The sequence below is a fragment of the Microbacterium sp. A94 genome, from assembly GCF_051842855.1.
Taxonomy (GTDB): domain Bacteria; phylum Actinomycetota; class Actinomycetes; order Actinomycetales; family Microbacteriaceae; genus Microbacterium.
In genome coordinates this window covers 246,529-263,666 of record NZ_JBPXMU010000005.1, presented here as the reverse complement: position 1 = coordinate 263,666, position 17,138 = coordinate 246,529, and the positions used below count along the sequence as shown (strand labels likewise).

Genomic DNA, 17,138 nt, shown 5'->3' with positions numbered 1-17,138 from the left:
TGCGCCCAACCTTATACCCACCCGGGGTATGGGTGGGAGTCACTCGGTGGAACGACTCCCCGTGGTGTGGCGCTGCCTGGTCGCCTCATAAAGGATGGCCGCGGTCGCATTCGCCGCGTTCAGGGAAGACGCGTGCCCGGTCATCGGAATGCGAGTGAGGACATCGCACGCCTCTTTCCACGCGGCCGACATTCCGGAGTGCTCGTTGCCGGTCACGATCAGGGTGGGACCGGTGAGATCGACGTCCCAAACATCAGCCGTGCCGGCTTCATCGGTGCCGACGATCTGCACATTGATGCCCTGGTCGCGCAACTGCGCGACCCAATCGAGAACCTGACGGATGCTGGAAAGCCGCACTGTCGGGGTCATGATCGCCGATCCCGTAGAAGCTCGCAGTGCCTGCGGGTCGTAGGGATCGGCGGCGTGGCCCGTGGTGATCACGCCGTGCCCGCCGAGCGCATCGACCGTGCGCACGATCGAGCCGATGTTGCCTGGTGAGGCTGGGCGATCCAGTGCCACGTACAGCCCGTCCGCCGGCGTCGGCAGGCGCGACAGATCATCCGCCGGAATGCCGGCGATCAGCAGCAGTTCCGGTGCGTCATCGCTCTTCTCGCCGAGCTCTGCCATCAGCTCCGGCGCCACCAGATACGGCACCGCACCTGCGCGCTCCGCAGCCTCGATCGTCTCCGACGCCCACGACGAGCGTGTGCTGCCATGCGTGATCAGCACCGCACGCAGCGACAGGTCTGATGCCAGCGCCAGGTTGATGGGGCGCACGCCCTGCACGATCATCTCTCCCGCGCGATTGCGCTTGGTGCGATTGCCGAGCAGGGTCTCCCAATACTGGAAGGTCGCGTTCCTGGTCGATACGGCCTTGGTGCGACGCGGTCGAGAATCCGGAGACATCGTGTGGGCTGGGCCTCTCTGCGGGGGTGTGTCGCCGGGGCGGCGACACCTTCGAGCGTACCGAGACTCAGTACCAGTTGACCGCCTGCGAGTGACCCCACGCGGAGCACGGTGAACCGTACACACGCTGGATGTAGTCCAGGCCCCAGCGGATCTGGGTCGTGGCGTTGGTCTGCCAGTCGGCGCCGAAGCTTGCCATCTTGTTTCCGGGCAGTGACTGGGGGATGCCAGTGGCGCCGGAGGGGTTATACGCCTGGTAATCCCAGCCGGATTCCTTCTGCCACAGCGAGTTCAGGCAGGAGAACTGGTCGGCGCCCCAGCCGTAATCGCTGGCCGCGATCTGCTGCGCCACGGCCCGAGCGCCATCCGGAGTGTTGGCCGCCGCGAGGGCAGCCACGGCAGCTTCTGCCGCCCGCTTCTGTGCGACCGCAGCATCCAATCGCTCGCGCACGGCCGCGCTCTGGGTCACCACCTGCTCGGTTTCCGACGCCAGATCGCCGGTGCGCTCTACGCGATCCAGTACCGCGTCCGCATCGGGGTCATCGAGCCGATCCAGCGCGCTCAGTAGCCCCGCCGTATCGATCGCGATGGAGTCTGGGCCCAAATCGAGTCCGGAGGAGCGTGCATCCGTGACGACGACGGCTGCGTCGTTCAACGCAGCGCGCGACGCCGCGGTCGCAGCTTCTGCCTCCTCGAGGCCGATGCCGAGGTCAGCCGCCTCCATAACGACAGCTCGAGCCGGGCCTGCCGCAGATGCGGGGGCTGCGGTGGCGATACCAAGGGTGGCGAGAACGCCGATCGCTGCGCCGGCGACGAGCGTAAGGGCGGCGATGCGTGGGCGGACAGGGGCGAGCAGAGCAGTTTCGGGCATGACGAACGTAACGATCCTTTGAAGTAACGGGGGCCGAATGGCCGGCGCGCTGTCGGGTCAAGCGCGCAAGGTAACGATTCTGCATCAGCGTCCCTGTGTGTGGCCTCCCGGATTCCTGGATGCCCGGTGTGAACGATGCGAAGGGAAAACTCGCTACTCGGCGTTGCCAAGTAGCGGTACCTGTTCGACGTCGCCGCAGCGCCGAACGATGTGCGTGAATCGATCAGCCTGACCTGGTAGGCAACCCCTCGATCGTGGGCACGGGCGCGCTCCGACTTGTTCGTGGGGGTTAACCGGGGGCGAACTTTGTGGCCATGTCGTGGCGGGAATCGAATCGGGCACCGCCGAACCCTATATTCGGAGTCAAGTCGCCCTGCGATATTCCGGTCCGCAGAGCGACAGAGATGCCGTACACGCGGCTCCCGAAAGAACGATGAATATCGGTGTGCCCGCGCTACTCGACGAGCTTGCCCTCGGAGGAGACGTTGCGGATGAGTGCTTGGATCTCGGCCGGCACCGGTGGGATCTCCTCGCGCGTCACGCCGGTGGCGGGCGACCAGACGAGGTTCACCTGCAGTTCCGGATCCGTATCGGGGAAGTCGCTACGGTTGTGGCATCCGCGGGTCTCGCGCCGCTCCAACGCCGCTTCGAGAGTTGCCCGCGCAGCCAGGGCCGAGCCCTTGAGGTCGAACGCGTGCGCGAGATCCTGGAATCCCGCGATGTCGGGATGGATTCCGACGTCGTTCATGCGCTCCTCGATGAGGGCGAGCTCCGCAAGACCGGTACGCAGCCCGTCCTCGGAGCGCACCACGCCGGCATGCTCGGTCATCATGTTGCGGATGCCGCGCTGCAGCGCGCGCACATTCTCACGCCCGTCGGCTGCCAACAGATCATCGATCTCGGCGCGCGCCTGCGCGACAGCGACCGGGGAGCGTCGTTGCGAGTCCAGCGCCGAGGCATGTGCGACCGCCGCCTGGCCGACCAGCCGCCCATACACCAGCAGCTCGATCAAAGAGTTGCCTCCGAGACGATTCGCGCCGTGCAGGCCGCTGGATGCTTCGCCGATCGCGTAGAGCCCGTCGACGTCGGTGCCATGGTCCTCCGGGCGTACCCATACGCCGCCCATCGAATAGTGCGCGGTCGGGGCGATCTCGATCGGATCGGTCGTGATATCGAGCATCTGCAGTTCCATCATCGTCTGGAAAACGCGGGGGAGGCGGGACATGATCGTCTCGCGAGGAAGATGCGACACGTCGAGCCAGACTCCGCCGTTCTGCGTTCCGCGGGCTTCAGCGATCTCGGTGTATGCAGCGAGAGCCACACGGTCGCGGGTCGACAACTCCATCCGCTCGGGGTCGTACTTCGACATGAAGCGCTCGCCGAGCGCGTTGCGCAGGATGCCGCCCTCACCGCGCGCCGCCTCGGAGATCAGCGTGCCGGCTGCATTCTCGGGTTCGATAATGCCGGACGGATGGAACTGCACGAGCTCGGGATCGCGCAGCCGCGCCCCGGCGTCGACTGCCAGGCGGAACGCGTCCCCGGTGTTCTCATCGCGACGCGATGACGTGCGGCGCCAGATCCGGGTGTGTCCGCCCGCAGCCAGGATCACGGCATCCGCGTGGATCAGATAGCGCGTGCCGTCTGACTGGTCGAACCCGTACGCGCCGAAGACGACGTTGTCCTTCACCAGGATGCGTGTGATGTACACGCCGTCGAGGATCGGTACATTAAGCTGCTCGGCCCGTCGTACGAGCGTGCGCTGAATCTCGAGTCCGGTGTAGTCGCCCGCAAATGCGGTGCGACGGAAAGTATGGGCGCCGAAGAACCGCTGCGAGATGCGCCCGTCGTCTTCGCGAGCGAAGTCCATACCCCAGCGCTCCAGATCACTGATGCCTCGTTCAGCACCGCGGGTGACCACTTCGACGGTGTGCGGGTTCGCCAGGAAGTAGCTCTCCTTGATGGTGTCGGCGGCGTGCTGCTGCCAGCTGTCGTCAGGATCCATCGTGCCGAGAGCAGCGTTGATGCCGCCCGCCGCGAGCGAGGTGTGCGCGTCATCGCGGTGACGCTTACCGACCGCCAGCACATCGACACCGCGTTCGGCGACTTCGATGGCTGCGCGGAGGCCGGAACCGCCGGTTCCGATGACCAGGACGGTGGTGGAGATCTGTCGCTCGCGTGTCGTCATCCTTCCACGCTAAGAACATGCAACCAATAACTCCAATGCATTGTTCTTCTGGTGTCAATAGACTAAGCACATGAACCTGGAGCAGTTGCGCGGTTTCGTTGAGATCGCCGAGATCGGGCACTTCACGCGCGCGGCTGAGAATCTGCACCTCGCTCAGCCATCGCTGAGCCGGCAGATTTCAACGCTCGAGCAGGAACTCGGTTCGGAACTGTTCCATCGCGCTCGCGGTAACATCTCGCTCACCGCAGCAGGGGAGGTTCTGTTGCCTCGGGCGCGGCGGATGCTGGCGGATGCCGAAGCAGTTCGCTCCGAGATGGCCGAGCTGGCCGGACTTCAGCGCGGGCGCGTGCGCCTGGGGGCTCCACCCACGCTGTGCATCAGTCTGGTGGCCGAGGTGATGAGCGCATTTCACGCGGCCCACCCCCGCGTCGAACTGCAACTGACCGAGGCAGGTACGCATCCGCTCGTCGAAGATCTTGCCGCCGGAGCGCTAGATATGGCACTGATCACCGCGTCAGAAGGGCTCCCGGTCGCGGGGGCGGCGCTGGTGCGCACTCCGCTGCTCACCGAAGAGCTCGTTGTGGTCTCGTCAGCTGCGCAGCCGCCGGTGGCTGATGGGGAGAGCATCGGCCTGCACGATCTCGCTCGGTTGCCGCTGGTGTTTCTTGCGGAGAGCTATAGCCTGCGCGCAGCGACCGATGCGGCCTTCCGTGCCGCCGGTCTCAGCCCGACCCCGGTGGTCGAAGGGGCCGAGATGGACGCAGTGCTGCGCTTCGTCGAACGCGGACTCGGCGTCGCCGTCGTTCCGGCGATGGTGCTGCTTGATCGGCCGAGTCTGCGGTCGATGCGGTTGGGGGATCGAAGGCTGACTCGGACGGTCAGTCTCGCGCATCGCTCGGACGTGAATCTGACCCGGGCAGCCACCGCCATGCGGGCCAGCATTCTCGCCACTGCGGACGACTTCGCCGCCCGCTCATCGGGCACAACCAGTCTCACTTCGTGAATCACTGAAGGTCTCAGTTCGGTCACATGCTTGCGGATTAATTAATAAGTGTGGATTATTAATTAATCCACCGTTCGCGGTGGTCCACCGAGAGACTCACAGAGGAGTTCAGATGCGTAAGATCATGCGCGTGGCAGCGTTCGCCACGGCTGGAGTGGCCGCCCTAGCGCTGGCCGGATGCGGTTCAAGCGGCAGCGCCGCCGGCGGAAGCGAGCTTCCCGAAGGAATCCCGGAAACGGTGGATGCTTCAGGTGAGACCCTCACCGTCTGGATCATGCAGGACGACTACAACGATGCGTCGCTCGAGGCCATCAAAGCCGAGTTCACCGAGCGTACCGGTGCGGAAGCTGATGTCCAGATCCAACAGTGGGACGGCATCGGCACCAAGCTCTCCACCGCGCTGGGGACCTCGACCCCGCCGGACGTCGTCGACATCGGCAACACGCAGGTGGCCGGTTACGCTGCAAACGGTGCCCTGATGGATGTCACCCCGTACAAGGACGACCTCGCTCAGGGGAACACCTGGCTGTCCGGACTCGAAGACCCGGCGACGGTTGACGGTACCCTGTACGCCGTTCCCGGCTTCGCCGGCAACCGTGCGGTGATCTACAACAAGACCATGTGGGCTGAAGCCGGTGTCACCGAGGCACCCACCAGCTGGGACGAGTTGACCAGCGCTCTGGACAAGGTCCAGGCCGCCAACGCCGCCAGCGACTTCTCGGCCCTCTACCTGCCGGGCCAGCACTTCTACGTCGGACTGCAGTTCGTCTGGGACCATGGCGGGGAGATCGCCACGCAGAACGACGACGGCACATGGACGTCGACCGCGAGCGACAACATCGAGGCGCTGGCAGAGTGGCAGAAGTTCCAGGACGCCTACTCGGTGGCCGCCGCAGACACAGTATTCACGGACAGCCCTGAGCAGGAGCAGATCCTGGCTGACGGCAAGGCTGGCGCGATCATCGCCACCAACGGCGCGATGGCAACGGTCCTTGCTGCCAACCCAGACCTCACCGAGGACGACCTCGGCACCTTCGCACTGCCGAGCCAGACCGGCACGGGCACACAGCCCGTCATGCTCGGCGGCTCGGACTGGGGCATCGCAGCCAAGAGCGACAACCAGCTGCTCGCCCTGATCTGGATTCAGATCGCGACCAGCGACGTGATCCAGAAGGACCACGTCTTCGGCGACCAGGGCCTGATGCCCAACTCTGTCGAGGTCGGCGAGCAGATCCTCGCTGATGTCCCCGAGGTCAAGAGCGGATTCTTCTCCGCAGCGCTGACCTCTCGCGCCACACCGGCCTCGCCCGGATGGACCGACGTCGAGAGCTCGGGAGTCCTGAAGGACATGTTCTCCACGATCGCCTCTGGTGCCGCGACACCGGAGGAGGCCGCGGCCACGTACGACGAGAAGGCCAACGCGTACCTGCAGTGACATATCGGGGTGGGCGTCAGAATGGCGCCCGCCCCGTTCGGCTGCACTCGACCCGGAGAACGAAGTGACCCAGAAGACACCAAGATCGGCCCGTGCTTTCGCGGACCGTCGACTGCCAGCATTCCTGCTGATGACGCCAGCGGGCCTCCTGCTGCTGGCGGTGACGATCATCCCGCTTGGCGTGATGATCTGGATGGCATTCACCGACTACAACAGGAAATCGCTGTTCACCGGTGCATACTCGATCGTCGGGTTCGATAACTTCCTCGACATTCTCACGAACGACGAGTTCTGGTGGTCGTTCATCCGCACGATCCTCTTCACCGCCGCCCTCGTCATCGGCAGCCTCCTCATCGGCGTCGCGATCGCCCATCTCATGACGCGCCTGGGATCGAAGATGCGCGTCCTCGTCACGATCGTGCTCGTGTTCACCTGGGCGATGCCCAACGTCGCCGCCTCTCTAGTGTGGAACTGGCTATTCCAGCCCGGTTACGGAGTGTTCAACTGGATGCTCACGCAGCTGCGTGTGTTCGGCGACATGACCAACACGGACTGGGGCTCGGACACCGGTCTCGCATTCACCTCCATCTGGTTGCTGGTTGTCTGGCAGGCTGTGCCCTTCCTCGCGATGACCGTCTACGCCGCTGAGACTCAGGTCTCGCCGGAGTACAAGGAGGCTGCGCGACTGGATGGCGCCTCCGAACGGCGGATCTACTTCAACGTGACCCTGCCCTTCCTGCAGCCCACGATCCTGCTTGTCACGATCCTCTCCGTGATCTGGGACTTCAACGTGTTCAACCAGATCTGGCTGGTCTCCCAGGGCGGCCCAGACGGCACCACCGCGACGCTCGGCGTCTTCACCTACATCACTGCCTTCGTCTCCTTCGACCTCGGCACCGGAGCGGCGCTCGCACTCATCACGGCCATCCTGCTTGCCGCGCTGACGAGCGTCTACATCCGCCATCTCATCCACTCCGGGGAGGACGACCTGTGAGCACCATCACTTCGACCAGGAGCCGACGCGCGGGGAAACTGAACCGCACGTCGCCGACGGCAAACATCATCGCGTTCGTCTTCTGCGTGCTCTGGGCCTTCCCGATCTATTGGATGGTCAAAACCGCGTTCACGAAGCGTTCCGATGCGCTCAGCTCCACGCCGCAGTTCTTCCCCACCGACCCGACGCTCGCCAACTTCCACACCGCACTGTTTCAAGCAGGCTTCTTCGAGAACCTGCGCAGCTCGGTGATCGTGGTGGTCGGCGCCGTCGTGTTCGCGATCGTGGCCGGACTGTTCGCTTCTGCCGCACTGTCGCGTTTCCGCTTCAGCGGCCGCCGCACCATCTTGGTGACCATCCTGCTGATCCAGATGATCCCCGGGGGAGCGACGCTGATCCCGCAGTACTTCGTCTTCAACGCGACGGGGCTGCTGGGAACATACTTCGGGCTCATCCTCGCCTACGTGTCGGCAACGCTCCCGTTCTCGATCTGGATGATGCGCAGCTTCTTCCTCGCGCTGCCCAAGGAGCTCGAAGAGGCCGCGCAGTTGGACGGCGCGACGACGTGGCAGGTGCTCACCCGCATCCTTTTCCCCCTCGTGTTGCCGGGCGTGCTCGCCACGAGCGTGTTCACCTTCATGAACGCTTGGAACGACTACCTCATCGCCTACACCTTCATGAAGGATCAGTCGATGTACACGCTCCCGGTGTGGCTGGCCTCATTCAGCTCTCCCATTACCGGAACAGACGTCAGTGGGCAGATGGCGGCATCCGTGCTGTTCTCGCTGCCTGTGGTCGTGCTGTTCGTCTTCCTGCAACGAAAACTCGTCACCGGCATGACCGGCGGGGCGGTGAAGGGCTGATGATGAAGCACACTGTGATTCCGCGTCCACGTCAGTTTGTCGAGGGCGTCGGAGAGTTCGTCATCGCCGAGTCGGTCGAGGTACTCAGGGTTCCGGATGCCGCGGATGCTGTCGCCCTGCTGACTGAGCGGCTCTGGGCCGGAGCGCGCATCCGCGTCGATAACGCTGAATTCGATTCGGCCGGGATCTGCTTCGTCGATGATGCCGCGCTGCAACCGGAGGCCTACCGCCTGGAGGTCGCACCACTGGTCATCACGATTCACGCGTCGGATGCGGCTGGCTTCCACCACGGCGTCATGACGCTGCTGCAGCTGATGGGCGAGCACGTCTGGCGCGCAGCATCCACTCATCCGCGCACCGTGACGATCCCCGCCTGCCGGGTCGAAGACGAGCCGGCGTTCGCCTGGCGCGGCATCATGATCGACGTCGCTCGGCACTTCCTGCCGGTGCGCGAGGTGCTGCGCATCATCGATCTCATGGCGATGCACAAGTTCAACCGACTGCACCTGCACCTCACCGATGATCAGGGGTGGCGCATCGAGATCCGTGCCTTCCCGCGGTTGACCGAGATCGGCGCCTGGCGAGACCGCACGCAGGAGGGGGCCGACGACGCGAACGCTCCCGAAGTGATTCGCCCGCACGGCGGCTTCTACACGCAGCAGGACATCCGCGAGATCGTGGCTTACTCCGCTGCCCGCGGCATCACCGTCGTTCCTGAGATCGACCTACCCGGTCATTCCCAGGCGGCGATCTCCGCCTACCCAGAGCTGGGAGTTCCCGGCCCCGATGGCGCGCAACCGCAGGTCGAGGTCTACCCGCGCTGGGGTGTGAGCGCGTACCCGCTGAACGCGGAGAACGTGACAGTGGACTTCTTCCGCACCGTGCTCGACGAAGTGCTTGAACTTTTCCCCGCTGTCGACATCGGGCTGGGTGGCGACGAGGTTCCTGCCGGCCCCTGGGAGGCAGACCCGCGCTCGCAGCAGCTGGCCCGGGAACGCGGACTCGCCGGTCCTCGCGAACTGCAGTTCTGGTTCCTCGAGCAGCTGCGCGCGCATATCGAGCAGAGCGGTCGGCGCATGCTCGCCTGGGACGAAGTGCTCGAGCATGATGTCACCGCGGATGTGACGGTGCTCGGCTGGCGAGGGGATGCCGGCATCGGTGAAGCCCTGCGTCGCGGCATCCCGGTCATCGCGTGCCCCGACAATCAGCTCTACTTCGACTACCGGCAATCCGATGATCCCCGCGAGCCGATCCCGGTCGGCGTTGTGGTGGGGCTGCGAGAGGTTTACGACTTCGACCCGATCCCGGCATGGGCGAGCGAGCATCAGGCCACCTTCCTGCGCGGTGCCCAGGCGAACCTGTGGGCCGAGCACCTGGATTCCGGACGCGTCCGCGACTACATGCTGTGGCCGCGCGCTTGCGCGCTCGCTGAGGTGCTGTGGAGCGGGCCGGGTGGCGACTTCGACGAGTTCTCAGCACGGCTCGATACGCACCTCGGACGACTCGACGAGCGTGGCGTGGAGTACCGGCGCGGCTCGGGGCCGCTACCGTGGCAGGAACGGCCCGGAGTCAGCGGGCGGATTCAGAATCAGGCGGAACGTCAGCAGCAGATCGACGAGCTGACCTCGACGATCGTGCGGTGACGGAGCCAGGAGAGCAGGACGAAGTGGTGGTGGCACGAAAGCCCAACGACGCCGATGCGCGGGGCATCCTGTCGCTGACTCCCGATGAACTCAAGGCGCTTCGTCGCTCACGAAAGCACTCCGGCGGTGAGGCGATTCACGTCACGCGGCAACACAACCTGTCGGTGATCCGACGGCTGCTGTACGCGAACGGCCCGCAGACCAGGCCGGAGCTTGCTCGGCTGAGCGGGCTGTCGTTGCCGACGGTAGGCGGGCTCGTCTCCGAGCTCGTGGGGGCCGGCACCGTGCATGACCTGGGCGTGGTGGCCGAGGCGCGCGTCGGTAAGCCCGCTTCTCGTGTGGCGATCGACGCCGAAGGCAACTGCACCATTGTGCTCGATCTCACCCACGACGACACTTTCACCGGAGCGATCATCGACCTCGACGGCACCGTCGTAGATCGGGCACAGATCAGTATCGGCGGCGCGCACGGCGAGCCGGCGCTGGATTATGCCGTCGACCTGGCGAGACTGCTGATCAAGCGCGCCTCCAGTCAGGTGATCGGCGTCGGCGTCGCATCCCCGGGGCTCGTGGACGACACCGGTCTCGTGCATGTTGCCGACCGGCTGCGCTGGCGAGACGTGCCGCTGGCAGACACGATCCAAACCCGCACCGGTCTTCCGACCGTCGTCGGCAACGACGTCAACCTGCTCGCGCTCGGCCTCAGTCGTTTCCGGAACAGATCCGGCCGCGACGCGATCGTCGTCGACATGGCGAACGGCGTCGGCGCGGCCGTGCTCGAGGGCGGTGAGCCGGTGCTGGGCGAGCAGTTCGCGGCGGGTGAGATCGCACACCTCACCGTCGACCCCGGCGGCGAGCTGTGCCCATGCGGTCGGCGTGGATGCCTCGACATGGTCGTGGGCGCACCGCACCTTCAGCGACGGGTCGCAGCCGTTGGCACGGAGGTGCTGGAGCCGGCCGGTCGCACGCTCGGCGAAGTGCTCGCACCGATCGTGATCATGCTGAACATCAACGTCGTCGTTGTGGTGGGCCCGGGAGGCCTTGTCGAGGGGGCGTTCGCGGACGGTGTGGTCGACGGCATCCATTCACGGCTGCGCCCGGCGATCATCGAGGGGCTGAAGATCGAAGTCGGCGCGAACGACCCGGACCTCGTGCTGCTCGGCGCCGCGGCCGCAGTCATGGAGTCTCAGCTCGGTGTGCGCTGAGCGCTCGCCCTGAGCGCCCACCACCCACCGCGCGTACCACCCACTGCGCCCACCACCCACTGTTCCCGTCGCACTTCGTGTCGCTAAAAGCCGCGAATAGCGACACAAAGTGCGACCGGAGCGGCCGATTATTGGGTCTCCGGCAGCGTCCTTGCGTGGAGGATGCCGGACACCGCGCCGAGCGTCGCGCCGACCACGGTGTCGATGATGCGCTCGAGCGCCACGTCCATCGATCCGATCTGGCCCGTGGCGGCTCCTGTCAGCAGTAGAACGAGCGGTGTGATGATCATGAGCGCGAGGGCGTAGTGACGAACCACCACGAGTTCGACCGAGAACTGCATGATGCCCAGCAGGAGCGCAATCCACAGGCCGGACGGATGCAGCAGCGCCAGCAGCGCATAGACTCCGACGCCCAGCACCGTGCCCAGCATCCGGTGCAAGCCGCGCTGCAAGGCGGCCTTGCGCGCGGCGGCTGACCCGATCACCGCGATGGCGGCTCCGACGATCCAGTAGCTGCGACCGGGGTCGACGAAAGAACCGATCACGACCCCGAGTACGGAAACGATGGCCGCGCGCAGAAGGAGTATCTTCGCATCGGCGTCCAGCGCCGGCCCGGGCAGCAGCTCGCTCAGCCGGCGCGCGCGTCGGGCGCGCACGCGGGAGATGAGCAGTGGAGATACGGCGACCAGATACGCGAACAGGCACCCGCCGGCAACAGCAGCGGTGTACGCGAGCGGTGTGACCTGAGCGTGAGCCACGACCTGGGCCGACAGCCCGAACATCAGCACGAAGAAGAGTGGGCCGGGCGGACCCAGGCTGAATCCGAACGCGAGTCCGGCGCTGATAAGCGCGATGGCAACGATGCCGATGCTGACCAGCCACGACTCCTCGGCAGCGTACGCACCGGCCGTGGCGCTCAGGGTGAGTCCGATGCCGACCATCGGCAGCACTTTGGCGCGCTCGACCACAGGGGAGGCGCCGGCGAACAGCACAGTGAACGCGCCGGATGCGGCGACATAACCCAGTGTCGGCATACCCAGCAACGTCATCACGACGATCGGCACGGTGAGTCCGATCGCTGCCTGCAGTCCCAGCTGCCATCGAGGGCCACGGGAGGGGGCGAAGGCGAACAGACTCACGACTCCATTGTCCTCCTGGTGCGTAACGCCGAAGCCCCGACGCTGGCGTTCCGGTCGCAGTTTATGTCGTCTGGAGGCCGTCATAGCGACAGCAATTGCGACCGGAATCATGGCGGTGCACCGGATAGTCTGGCTCGATGACTGCAGTGACAGCGCGGCCGGGCATCGCTGACCGGCTCTCTCGGATGATTCACCTGCCGACGGTGTCGGCCGAACTGGAGCAGCGCGGCGCGCAGCCGTTCGAGGATTTCGTCACACTGATCGCAGAACTGTACCCGCTGACGCATGCACAGCTCGCGCTCGAGCGGCACACCGAGTTCGGATTGCTGTTTCATTGGGAAGGCCGCGCCGAGGCATCCGATGGTCCGCTCGTGCTCATGGCGCACTACGACGTCGTCCCCGTCGATGAGAGTGACGATTGGACTTACCCGCCCTTCGACGGCGTCATCGCCGACGGTTTCGTATATGGGCGCGGAACCCTCGACGACAAGGGACCGCTGATCGTCGTGCTCGAGGCCGTCGAGAACCTCCTTGCCGCAGGCTTCGTGCCCGCGCGTGATGTCTACCTTTCCTTCGGCGGCAACGAAGAGACCTTCGGCGCGGCAGCCGTCGAAATCGCCCGGGTCCTGAAAGACCGCAGAGTCGTGCCATGGCTCGTGCTCGACGAGGGCGGCGCCGTCGTCGACGCCCCTCTCTCATTCGTGCAGGGCCGCGCCGCGATGGTCGGCGTCGGCGAGAAGGGCGTCCTCACACTGAACCTCAGTACCCGGGGCGAGTGTGGCCATGCTTCTGCACCGCCCACGCTCACCGCGGTCCGGCGCATCGCCCGGGCAGTGAACAGGCTCGGTCCCGGTACCTTCCGCCCCCGCACTCCGAAAGCCATCTCTCGGATGCTGGCGCAATTCGCCGAGCAGGCTACTGGGCCCTCGAGACTGCTGCTGAAAGTGCTGAGTCGGGTGCCGTTTCTCACCGCCCGAGTCTTCGCGGCGCTCGGTGGCGAGCCCGCCGCGATGGTGCGCACCACGGTCGCTGCGACCATGCAGTCCGGCGGAACTGCGGCCAACGTCATCCCGTCGCAGGCATCCGCGACCGTCAATCTGCGCATTGCGCTGGGGGAGAGCGTCGCGGGCGCCGTCGCGCGCGTGCGCAAACGCATCAATGACCCGCTCGTGACCGTGGAGGTTCTCGAGGGCAGCGAACCGTCTCCGGAATCTCCCACGGACAATGCTCAGTTCGCACTGCTCGGCACAGCTCTGGAAGCGTCATTCCCCGGAGTGCAGCCCATTCCGTACGTGATGATGGCGGCGACAGACTCGCGGCACTTTCACCGATACTCGCCCGCCGTTTACCGCTTTGCGCCGCTGGAGATGTCTAACGCCCAGCGTGCGTCGATCCACGGTGTCGATGAGAGCGTCGAGATCGCAACGTTGGAGCGCGGCGAGATCTTCCACCGCGCACTGCTTCAGAACCTGAACTGAACGGACCGCAGATGTCTCGTACTGTCACCCTGGGCGCGCTCGCCTCGATCGTCGGGTTCCTCGCGTTCGTCGAGTTCACCAGCGGCGTCCTGCAGGGCTACTACACGCCGATGCTCACCGACATCGCGCGCCACCTCGGAATTCACGACGCCGACGTGAACTGGTTCGAAGGCACACAGCTCATGCTTTCCGCGCTCGTCGTGCCGGCCTTCGCGAAACTCGGCGACATGGTCGGGCACAAGCGGATGCTGTTGATCTCGACGGCTCTCACGGCAGCTGCCGCGCTGGCACTGCCATTCACGGAATCGTTCTGGGTGTTCCTTGTCGCATGGACGCTCATGGGCTTCTACGTCGTCTGGCTGCCCCTGGAGATCGCACTCATCTGGTCGCGGGCGCGCCGCAGGGAGGGTCGGTCGATCATCACGGCGCGTGCAGCCGGACTGCTCGTGGCCGCGCTCGAAACCGGAGCCATCACCGGAGCACTCATCGGCGGTGCGCTCATCGACGTGCTGCCCCTGACGATCGTGCTGCTGATTCCCGCCCTGCTCGTCGTGGTCTGCTTCTTCGTGATCCTGTTCGGGGTGAAGGAATCACCGGAATCCACCGGCGGCGTGCTCGACACCGTCGGGCTCGTACTGATCTCGATTGCCCTGATCTGCTTCACCGGCGGGCTCAGCCTGCTGCGCCTCGATGGCGGTCTCGTCAACGTCTGGTCGTGGGCCGTGGTCGTGCTCGGGCTGCTGCTCATCGTGCCGTTCGTGCTGTGGGAACTGCGCCACGATGACCCGCTGATCGATGTGCGGATGTTCCGCTCGCCCGCGCTCGGTCCGGTATTCCTCACCGCCGGTCTGTTCGGCGTCAGCGTGCTCGGAGCGCAGGCACCGCTGTCGACCTTTGCGCGGACCGATCCCACTGTTTACGGCTACGGACTGGGAACGTCGGGCTTTGCGACCTCGCTCATCATCGGCATCTACCTGATCGGCATGATCGCCGGTGCGCTGCTGTTCCCTGTGGTTGCGCGGCTTGCGACACCGCGCAACGCTCTCATCGGAGCATCCGTTCTGGTGGGCATCGGGTTCATGTTGTTCCTGCCGTTCCACGACACCTATGCGCAGGTGATCACGAACATGGTGATTGTCGGCCTCGGCTCCGGAGCGCTCGTGGCGGCGTTGCCGGCGGCTGCGGCATCCGCTGCACCGGCGACGCAGACCGGCGTCGCCACGGGGCTGACCAATTCGGTCAAAACCGTGGGCGGGGCGATCGCCTCGTGTGTGTTCGGTATCGCGCTGCTCGGCGGAGTCGCCGGGACGGCTGCAGGAGCCGAAGGTACGGCGGGCTCGCTGGCTGGCTACTTCACGGTGTGGGCAGTGTGCGGTGCCACCGCACTCGCCGCGGCGGTGCTGCTGCTATTCGTGCCCAAGCAGGCCTTCACCGACCGTGCCGTAGAGGCTGCATCGCCCGCGCCCTGAGCCGGGTTCCCTCCGCCGGCTCATCGGCCCGCAGCCTCAGGCCCGCAGCGTCAATGCGGAGCGTGATACTCCGGCTCGTCACGCTTCCAATAGCCCTTCACAACAGCCTGCTTCGGGTCGACGCCCCAGCGCCCGAGCAGAGCGCGTCCGGGCTTCACGATTTGCTGCTCGGCGGCGATGAAGACGAACGGGTTTTCGCCCGGAGCATCCGTCACGCCATCGATGAAGGAGATGAGCGCAGACCCGGCCGGCGCATCTCCACGATGCACCCACTCGACCGTGACGGGAGCATCGAGCGGGATCTCGTCCTCTGAGCCGCGCACCTCGATGACGATGCGTGCCGGCTGATTCTCGATCAGCGCCGCGAATCGGCGGATTGCCGGGATCGCCGTCTCGTCGCCGGCGAGGAACCATGAGCCGGGTGTGCCGGTGATGACCGCTGATCCGCGGGGGCCGCCCACGCCGATCTTCGAGCCGATGGGGGCATTGGCTGCCCAGACTGAGGCCACGCCTTCGCCTCCGTGAACGGCGAATTCGACTTCGAGCCAGTTCTCGGCCCACACCAGTGGGGTGTACTCGCGGCTGGGGGCAGCGCGCAGTTCCTCGACGGTGTCCGGCATCTCGTCCGGGAAGAACAGGCGCATGTGATCATCGCTGCCGGGGGAGGCAAAGCCATACAGATCATCGCCCTCCAACCGCACGCGTACGTAGTTCGGCGCGACCTCTTCCCGTGCCGTGAGCGTGACGACCCGGAAGTGCAGATCGAGTGGATGACGCTCCAGAGAGAAGGAAGATTTCGATTCGGCCATAAAGTTAGGCTAGCCTACATAACGAGCAGTTGAGGTAAGCCTTACCTAGCCGCCAGATCCCCTCTCTTCCGTACAAGGAGCTTCATGTCTTCACGACGCCCGCTGGCCGCAGCATCCCTCGTCCTCGTGTCCGCACTCACACTCGCAGCCTGTGCAGCGAGCCCTGCCGCAGAAGCCGAAGCGCCCAGCTCCGCAGACGAGCCGACCACGGTGACGGTTGAAGACAACAACGGTGAGCACACGATCGACCTTCCGCTCGCGTCGATCGTCGCAACCGACAACCGCACCTTCGAGACGCTCGAATCATGGGGCGTCGAACTGACCGCGGCTGCCGTCTCGCTCATGCCGAACACGAACTCCTACACGGAGGACGAGACGATCATCGACCTCGGCAGCCACCGCGAGCCGAACCTCGAAGCGGTCGTCGCGGTCGAGCCCGACCTCATCATCAATGGCCAGCGCTTCGCGCAGTTCCACGACGACTTCGTCTCGTACGCGCCGGATGCCGTCGTGCTCGAACTCGACCCGCGCGAGGGCGAGCCGTTCGAGGAAGAGCTCAAGCGTCAGACCACCATCCTGGGCGAAGTGTTCGGCAAGCAGGCCGAAGCGAAGGCCCTCAACGACGCCCTGGACGCGGCCATCGAGCGGGTCGCGGCGGCATACGACGACGCGGAAACCGTCATGGCCGTCACAACCTCGGGCGGAGAGATCGGCTACATCGCCCCGCATGTCGGACGCACGCTTGGCCCGGTCTTCGATTTCGCCGGACTCACTCCTGCGCTTGAGGTTGCTGAAGCCACTGACGACCACCAGGGTGACGACATCGCCGTCGAGGCGATCGCCGATTCCAACCCGGACTGGATCCTCGTGATGGACCGGGATGCCGCAGTCGGCGCTGACGACCCGAACTTCTCGCCCGCCGCTGACGTCCTCGAGAACTCGGAGGCACTGGCCAAGGTCACCGCCGTCGTCGAGGGAAACATCATCTACATGCCCGCTGACACCTACACGAACGAGGGCATCCAGACCTACACCGAGTTCCTGGAATCCTTCGCGGACGCACTCGAAGGAAACTGATCTCAGCGCAAGTGTGGGGCCGGTGCGTGCACGACCGCCCCCACACCTGCGAGACAATAAG

General features: G+C 65.4%; 14 protein-coding genes. 9 read left to right on the top strand and 5 right to left on the bottom strand.

Annotation, left to right across the window (positions count from 1 at the left end; all coding sequences use genetic code 11):
- Positions 1-39 precede the first annotated feature (39 nt).
- The 3 genes from ACSU1L_RS14160 to ACSU1L_RS14150 all read right to left on the bottom strand — a co-directional run bounded on the left by ACSU1L_RS14160 (position 40) and on the right by ACSU1L_RS14150 (position 3,962).
- Positions 40-906: a TrmH family RNA methyltransferase gene (locus tag ACSU1L_RS14160; RefSeq protein WP_439256210.1), complete on the bottom strand. Its 867-nt coding sequence runs from the start codon at positions 904-906 to the stop codon at positions 40-42.
- Positions 907-973: 67 nt separating this feature from the next.
- Positions 974-1,777: a phospholipase gene (locus tag ACSU1L_RS14155; RefSeq protein WP_439256209.1), complete on the bottom strand. Its 804-nt coding sequence runs from the start codon at positions 1,775-1,777 to the stop codon at positions 974-976.
- 454 nt (positions 1,778-2,231) lie between these two features.
- A complete protein-coding gene (locus ACSU1L_RS14150; RefSeq protein ID WP_439256208.1) occupies positions 2,232-3,962 on the bottom strand; it encodes an L-aspartate oxidase in 1,731 nt (576 codons plus the stop codon).
- Positions 3,963-4,032: 70 nt separating this feature from the next.
- Between ACSU1L_RS14150 and ACSU1L_RS14145 the strand changes: the two genes are divergently transcribed.
- The 6 genes from ACSU1L_RS14145 to ACSU1L_RS14120 all read left to right on the top strand — a co-directional run bounded on the left by ACSU1L_RS14145 (position 4,033) and on the right by ACSU1L_RS14120 (position 11,105).
- Positions 4,033-4,965, top strand: coding sequence for a LysR family transcriptional regulator (locus ACSU1L_RS14145; protein WP_439256207.1), 933 nt, complete (start codon positions 4,033-4,035; stop codon positions 4,963-4,965).
- A gap of 112 nt (positions 4,966-5,077) precedes the next feature.
- Positions 5,078-6,400 carry an extracellular solute-binding protein gene (locus ACSU1L_RS14140; RefSeq protein WP_438255584.1) on the top strand — a complete coding sequence of 441 codons (1,323 nt, stop codon included), beginning with the start codon at positions 5,078-5,080 and terminating at the stop codon, positions 6,398-6,400.
- A 64-nt stretch (positions 6,401-6,464) separates the two neighbouring features.
- A complete protein-coding gene (locus ACSU1L_RS14135; RefSeq protein WP_439256206.1) occupies positions 6,465-7,394 on the top strand; it encodes a carbohydrate ABC transporter permease in 930 nt (309 codons plus the stop codon).
- Positions 7,391-8,257, top strand: a complete 867-nt coding sequence (locus tag ACSU1L_RS14130) for a carbohydrate ABC transporter permease (protein ID WP_439256205.1) — start codon at positions 7,391-7,393, stop codon at positions 8,255-8,257. The genes ACSU1L_RS14135 and ACSU1L_RS14130 overlap by 4 nt, the downstream gene beginning before the upstream one ends.
- A complete protein-coding gene (locus tag ACSU1L_RS14125; protein ID WP_439256204.1) occupies positions 8,257-9,900 on the top strand; it encodes a beta-N-acetylhexosaminidase in 1,644 nt (547 codons plus the stop codon). The genes ACSU1L_RS14130 and ACSU1L_RS14125 overlap by 1 nt, the downstream gene beginning before the upstream one ends.
- On the top strand, positions 9,897-11,105 hold the full coding sequence (locus ACSU1L_RS14120; protein ID WP_439256203.1) for an ROK family protein: 1,209 nt from the start codon (positions 9,897-9,899) through the stop codon (positions 11,103-11,105). Before ACSU1L_RS14125 ends, ACSU1L_RS14120 begins: the two co-directional genes overlap by 4 nt.
- Before the next feature lie 128 nt (positions 11,106-11,233).
- Here ACSU1L_RS14120 and ACSU1L_RS14115 read toward each other — a convergent pair whose 3' ends face one another.
- Positions 11,234-12,244: an FUSC family protein gene (locus ACSU1L_RS14115; RefSeq protein ID WP_439256202.1), complete on the bottom strand. Its 1,011-nt coding sequence runs from the start codon at positions 12,242-12,244 to the stop codon at positions 11,234-11,236.
- A gap of 137 nt (positions 12,245-12,381) precedes the next feature.
- Between ACSU1L_RS14115 and ACSU1L_RS14110 the strand changes: the two genes are divergently transcribed.
- Positions 12,382-13,722 (top strand): M20/M25/M40 family metallo-hydrolase, encoded by a 1,341-nt coding sequence (locus ACSU1L_RS14110; protein WP_439256201.1) that lies wholly within the window; start codon positions 12,382-12,384, stop codon positions 13,720-13,722.
- A gap of 11 nt (positions 13,723-13,733) precedes the next feature.
- On the top strand, positions 13,734-15,191 hold the full coding sequence (locus tag ACSU1L_RS14105) for an MFS transporter (RefSeq protein WP_439256200.1): 1,458 nt from the start codon (positions 13,734-13,736) through the stop codon (positions 15,189-15,191).
- Positions 15,192-15,241: 50 nt separating this feature from the next.
- Here the strand turns inward: ACSU1L_RS14105 and ACSU1L_RS14100 are convergent, their stop codons facing one another.
- A complete protein-coding gene (locus tag ACSU1L_RS14100; RefSeq protein ID WP_439256199.1) occupies positions 15,242-16,000 on the bottom strand; it encodes a siderophore-interacting protein in 759 nt (252 codons plus the stop codon).
- A gap of 84 nt (positions 16,001-16,084) precedes the next feature.
- Between ACSU1L_RS14100 and ACSU1L_RS14095 the strand changes: the two genes are divergently transcribed.
- A complete protein-coding gene (locus ACSU1L_RS14095; RefSeq protein ID WP_439256198.1) occupies positions 16,085-17,077 on the top strand; it encodes a siderophore ABC transporter substrate-binding protein in 993 nt (330 codons plus the stop codon).
- Positions 17,078-17,138: the final 61 nt, after the last annotated feature.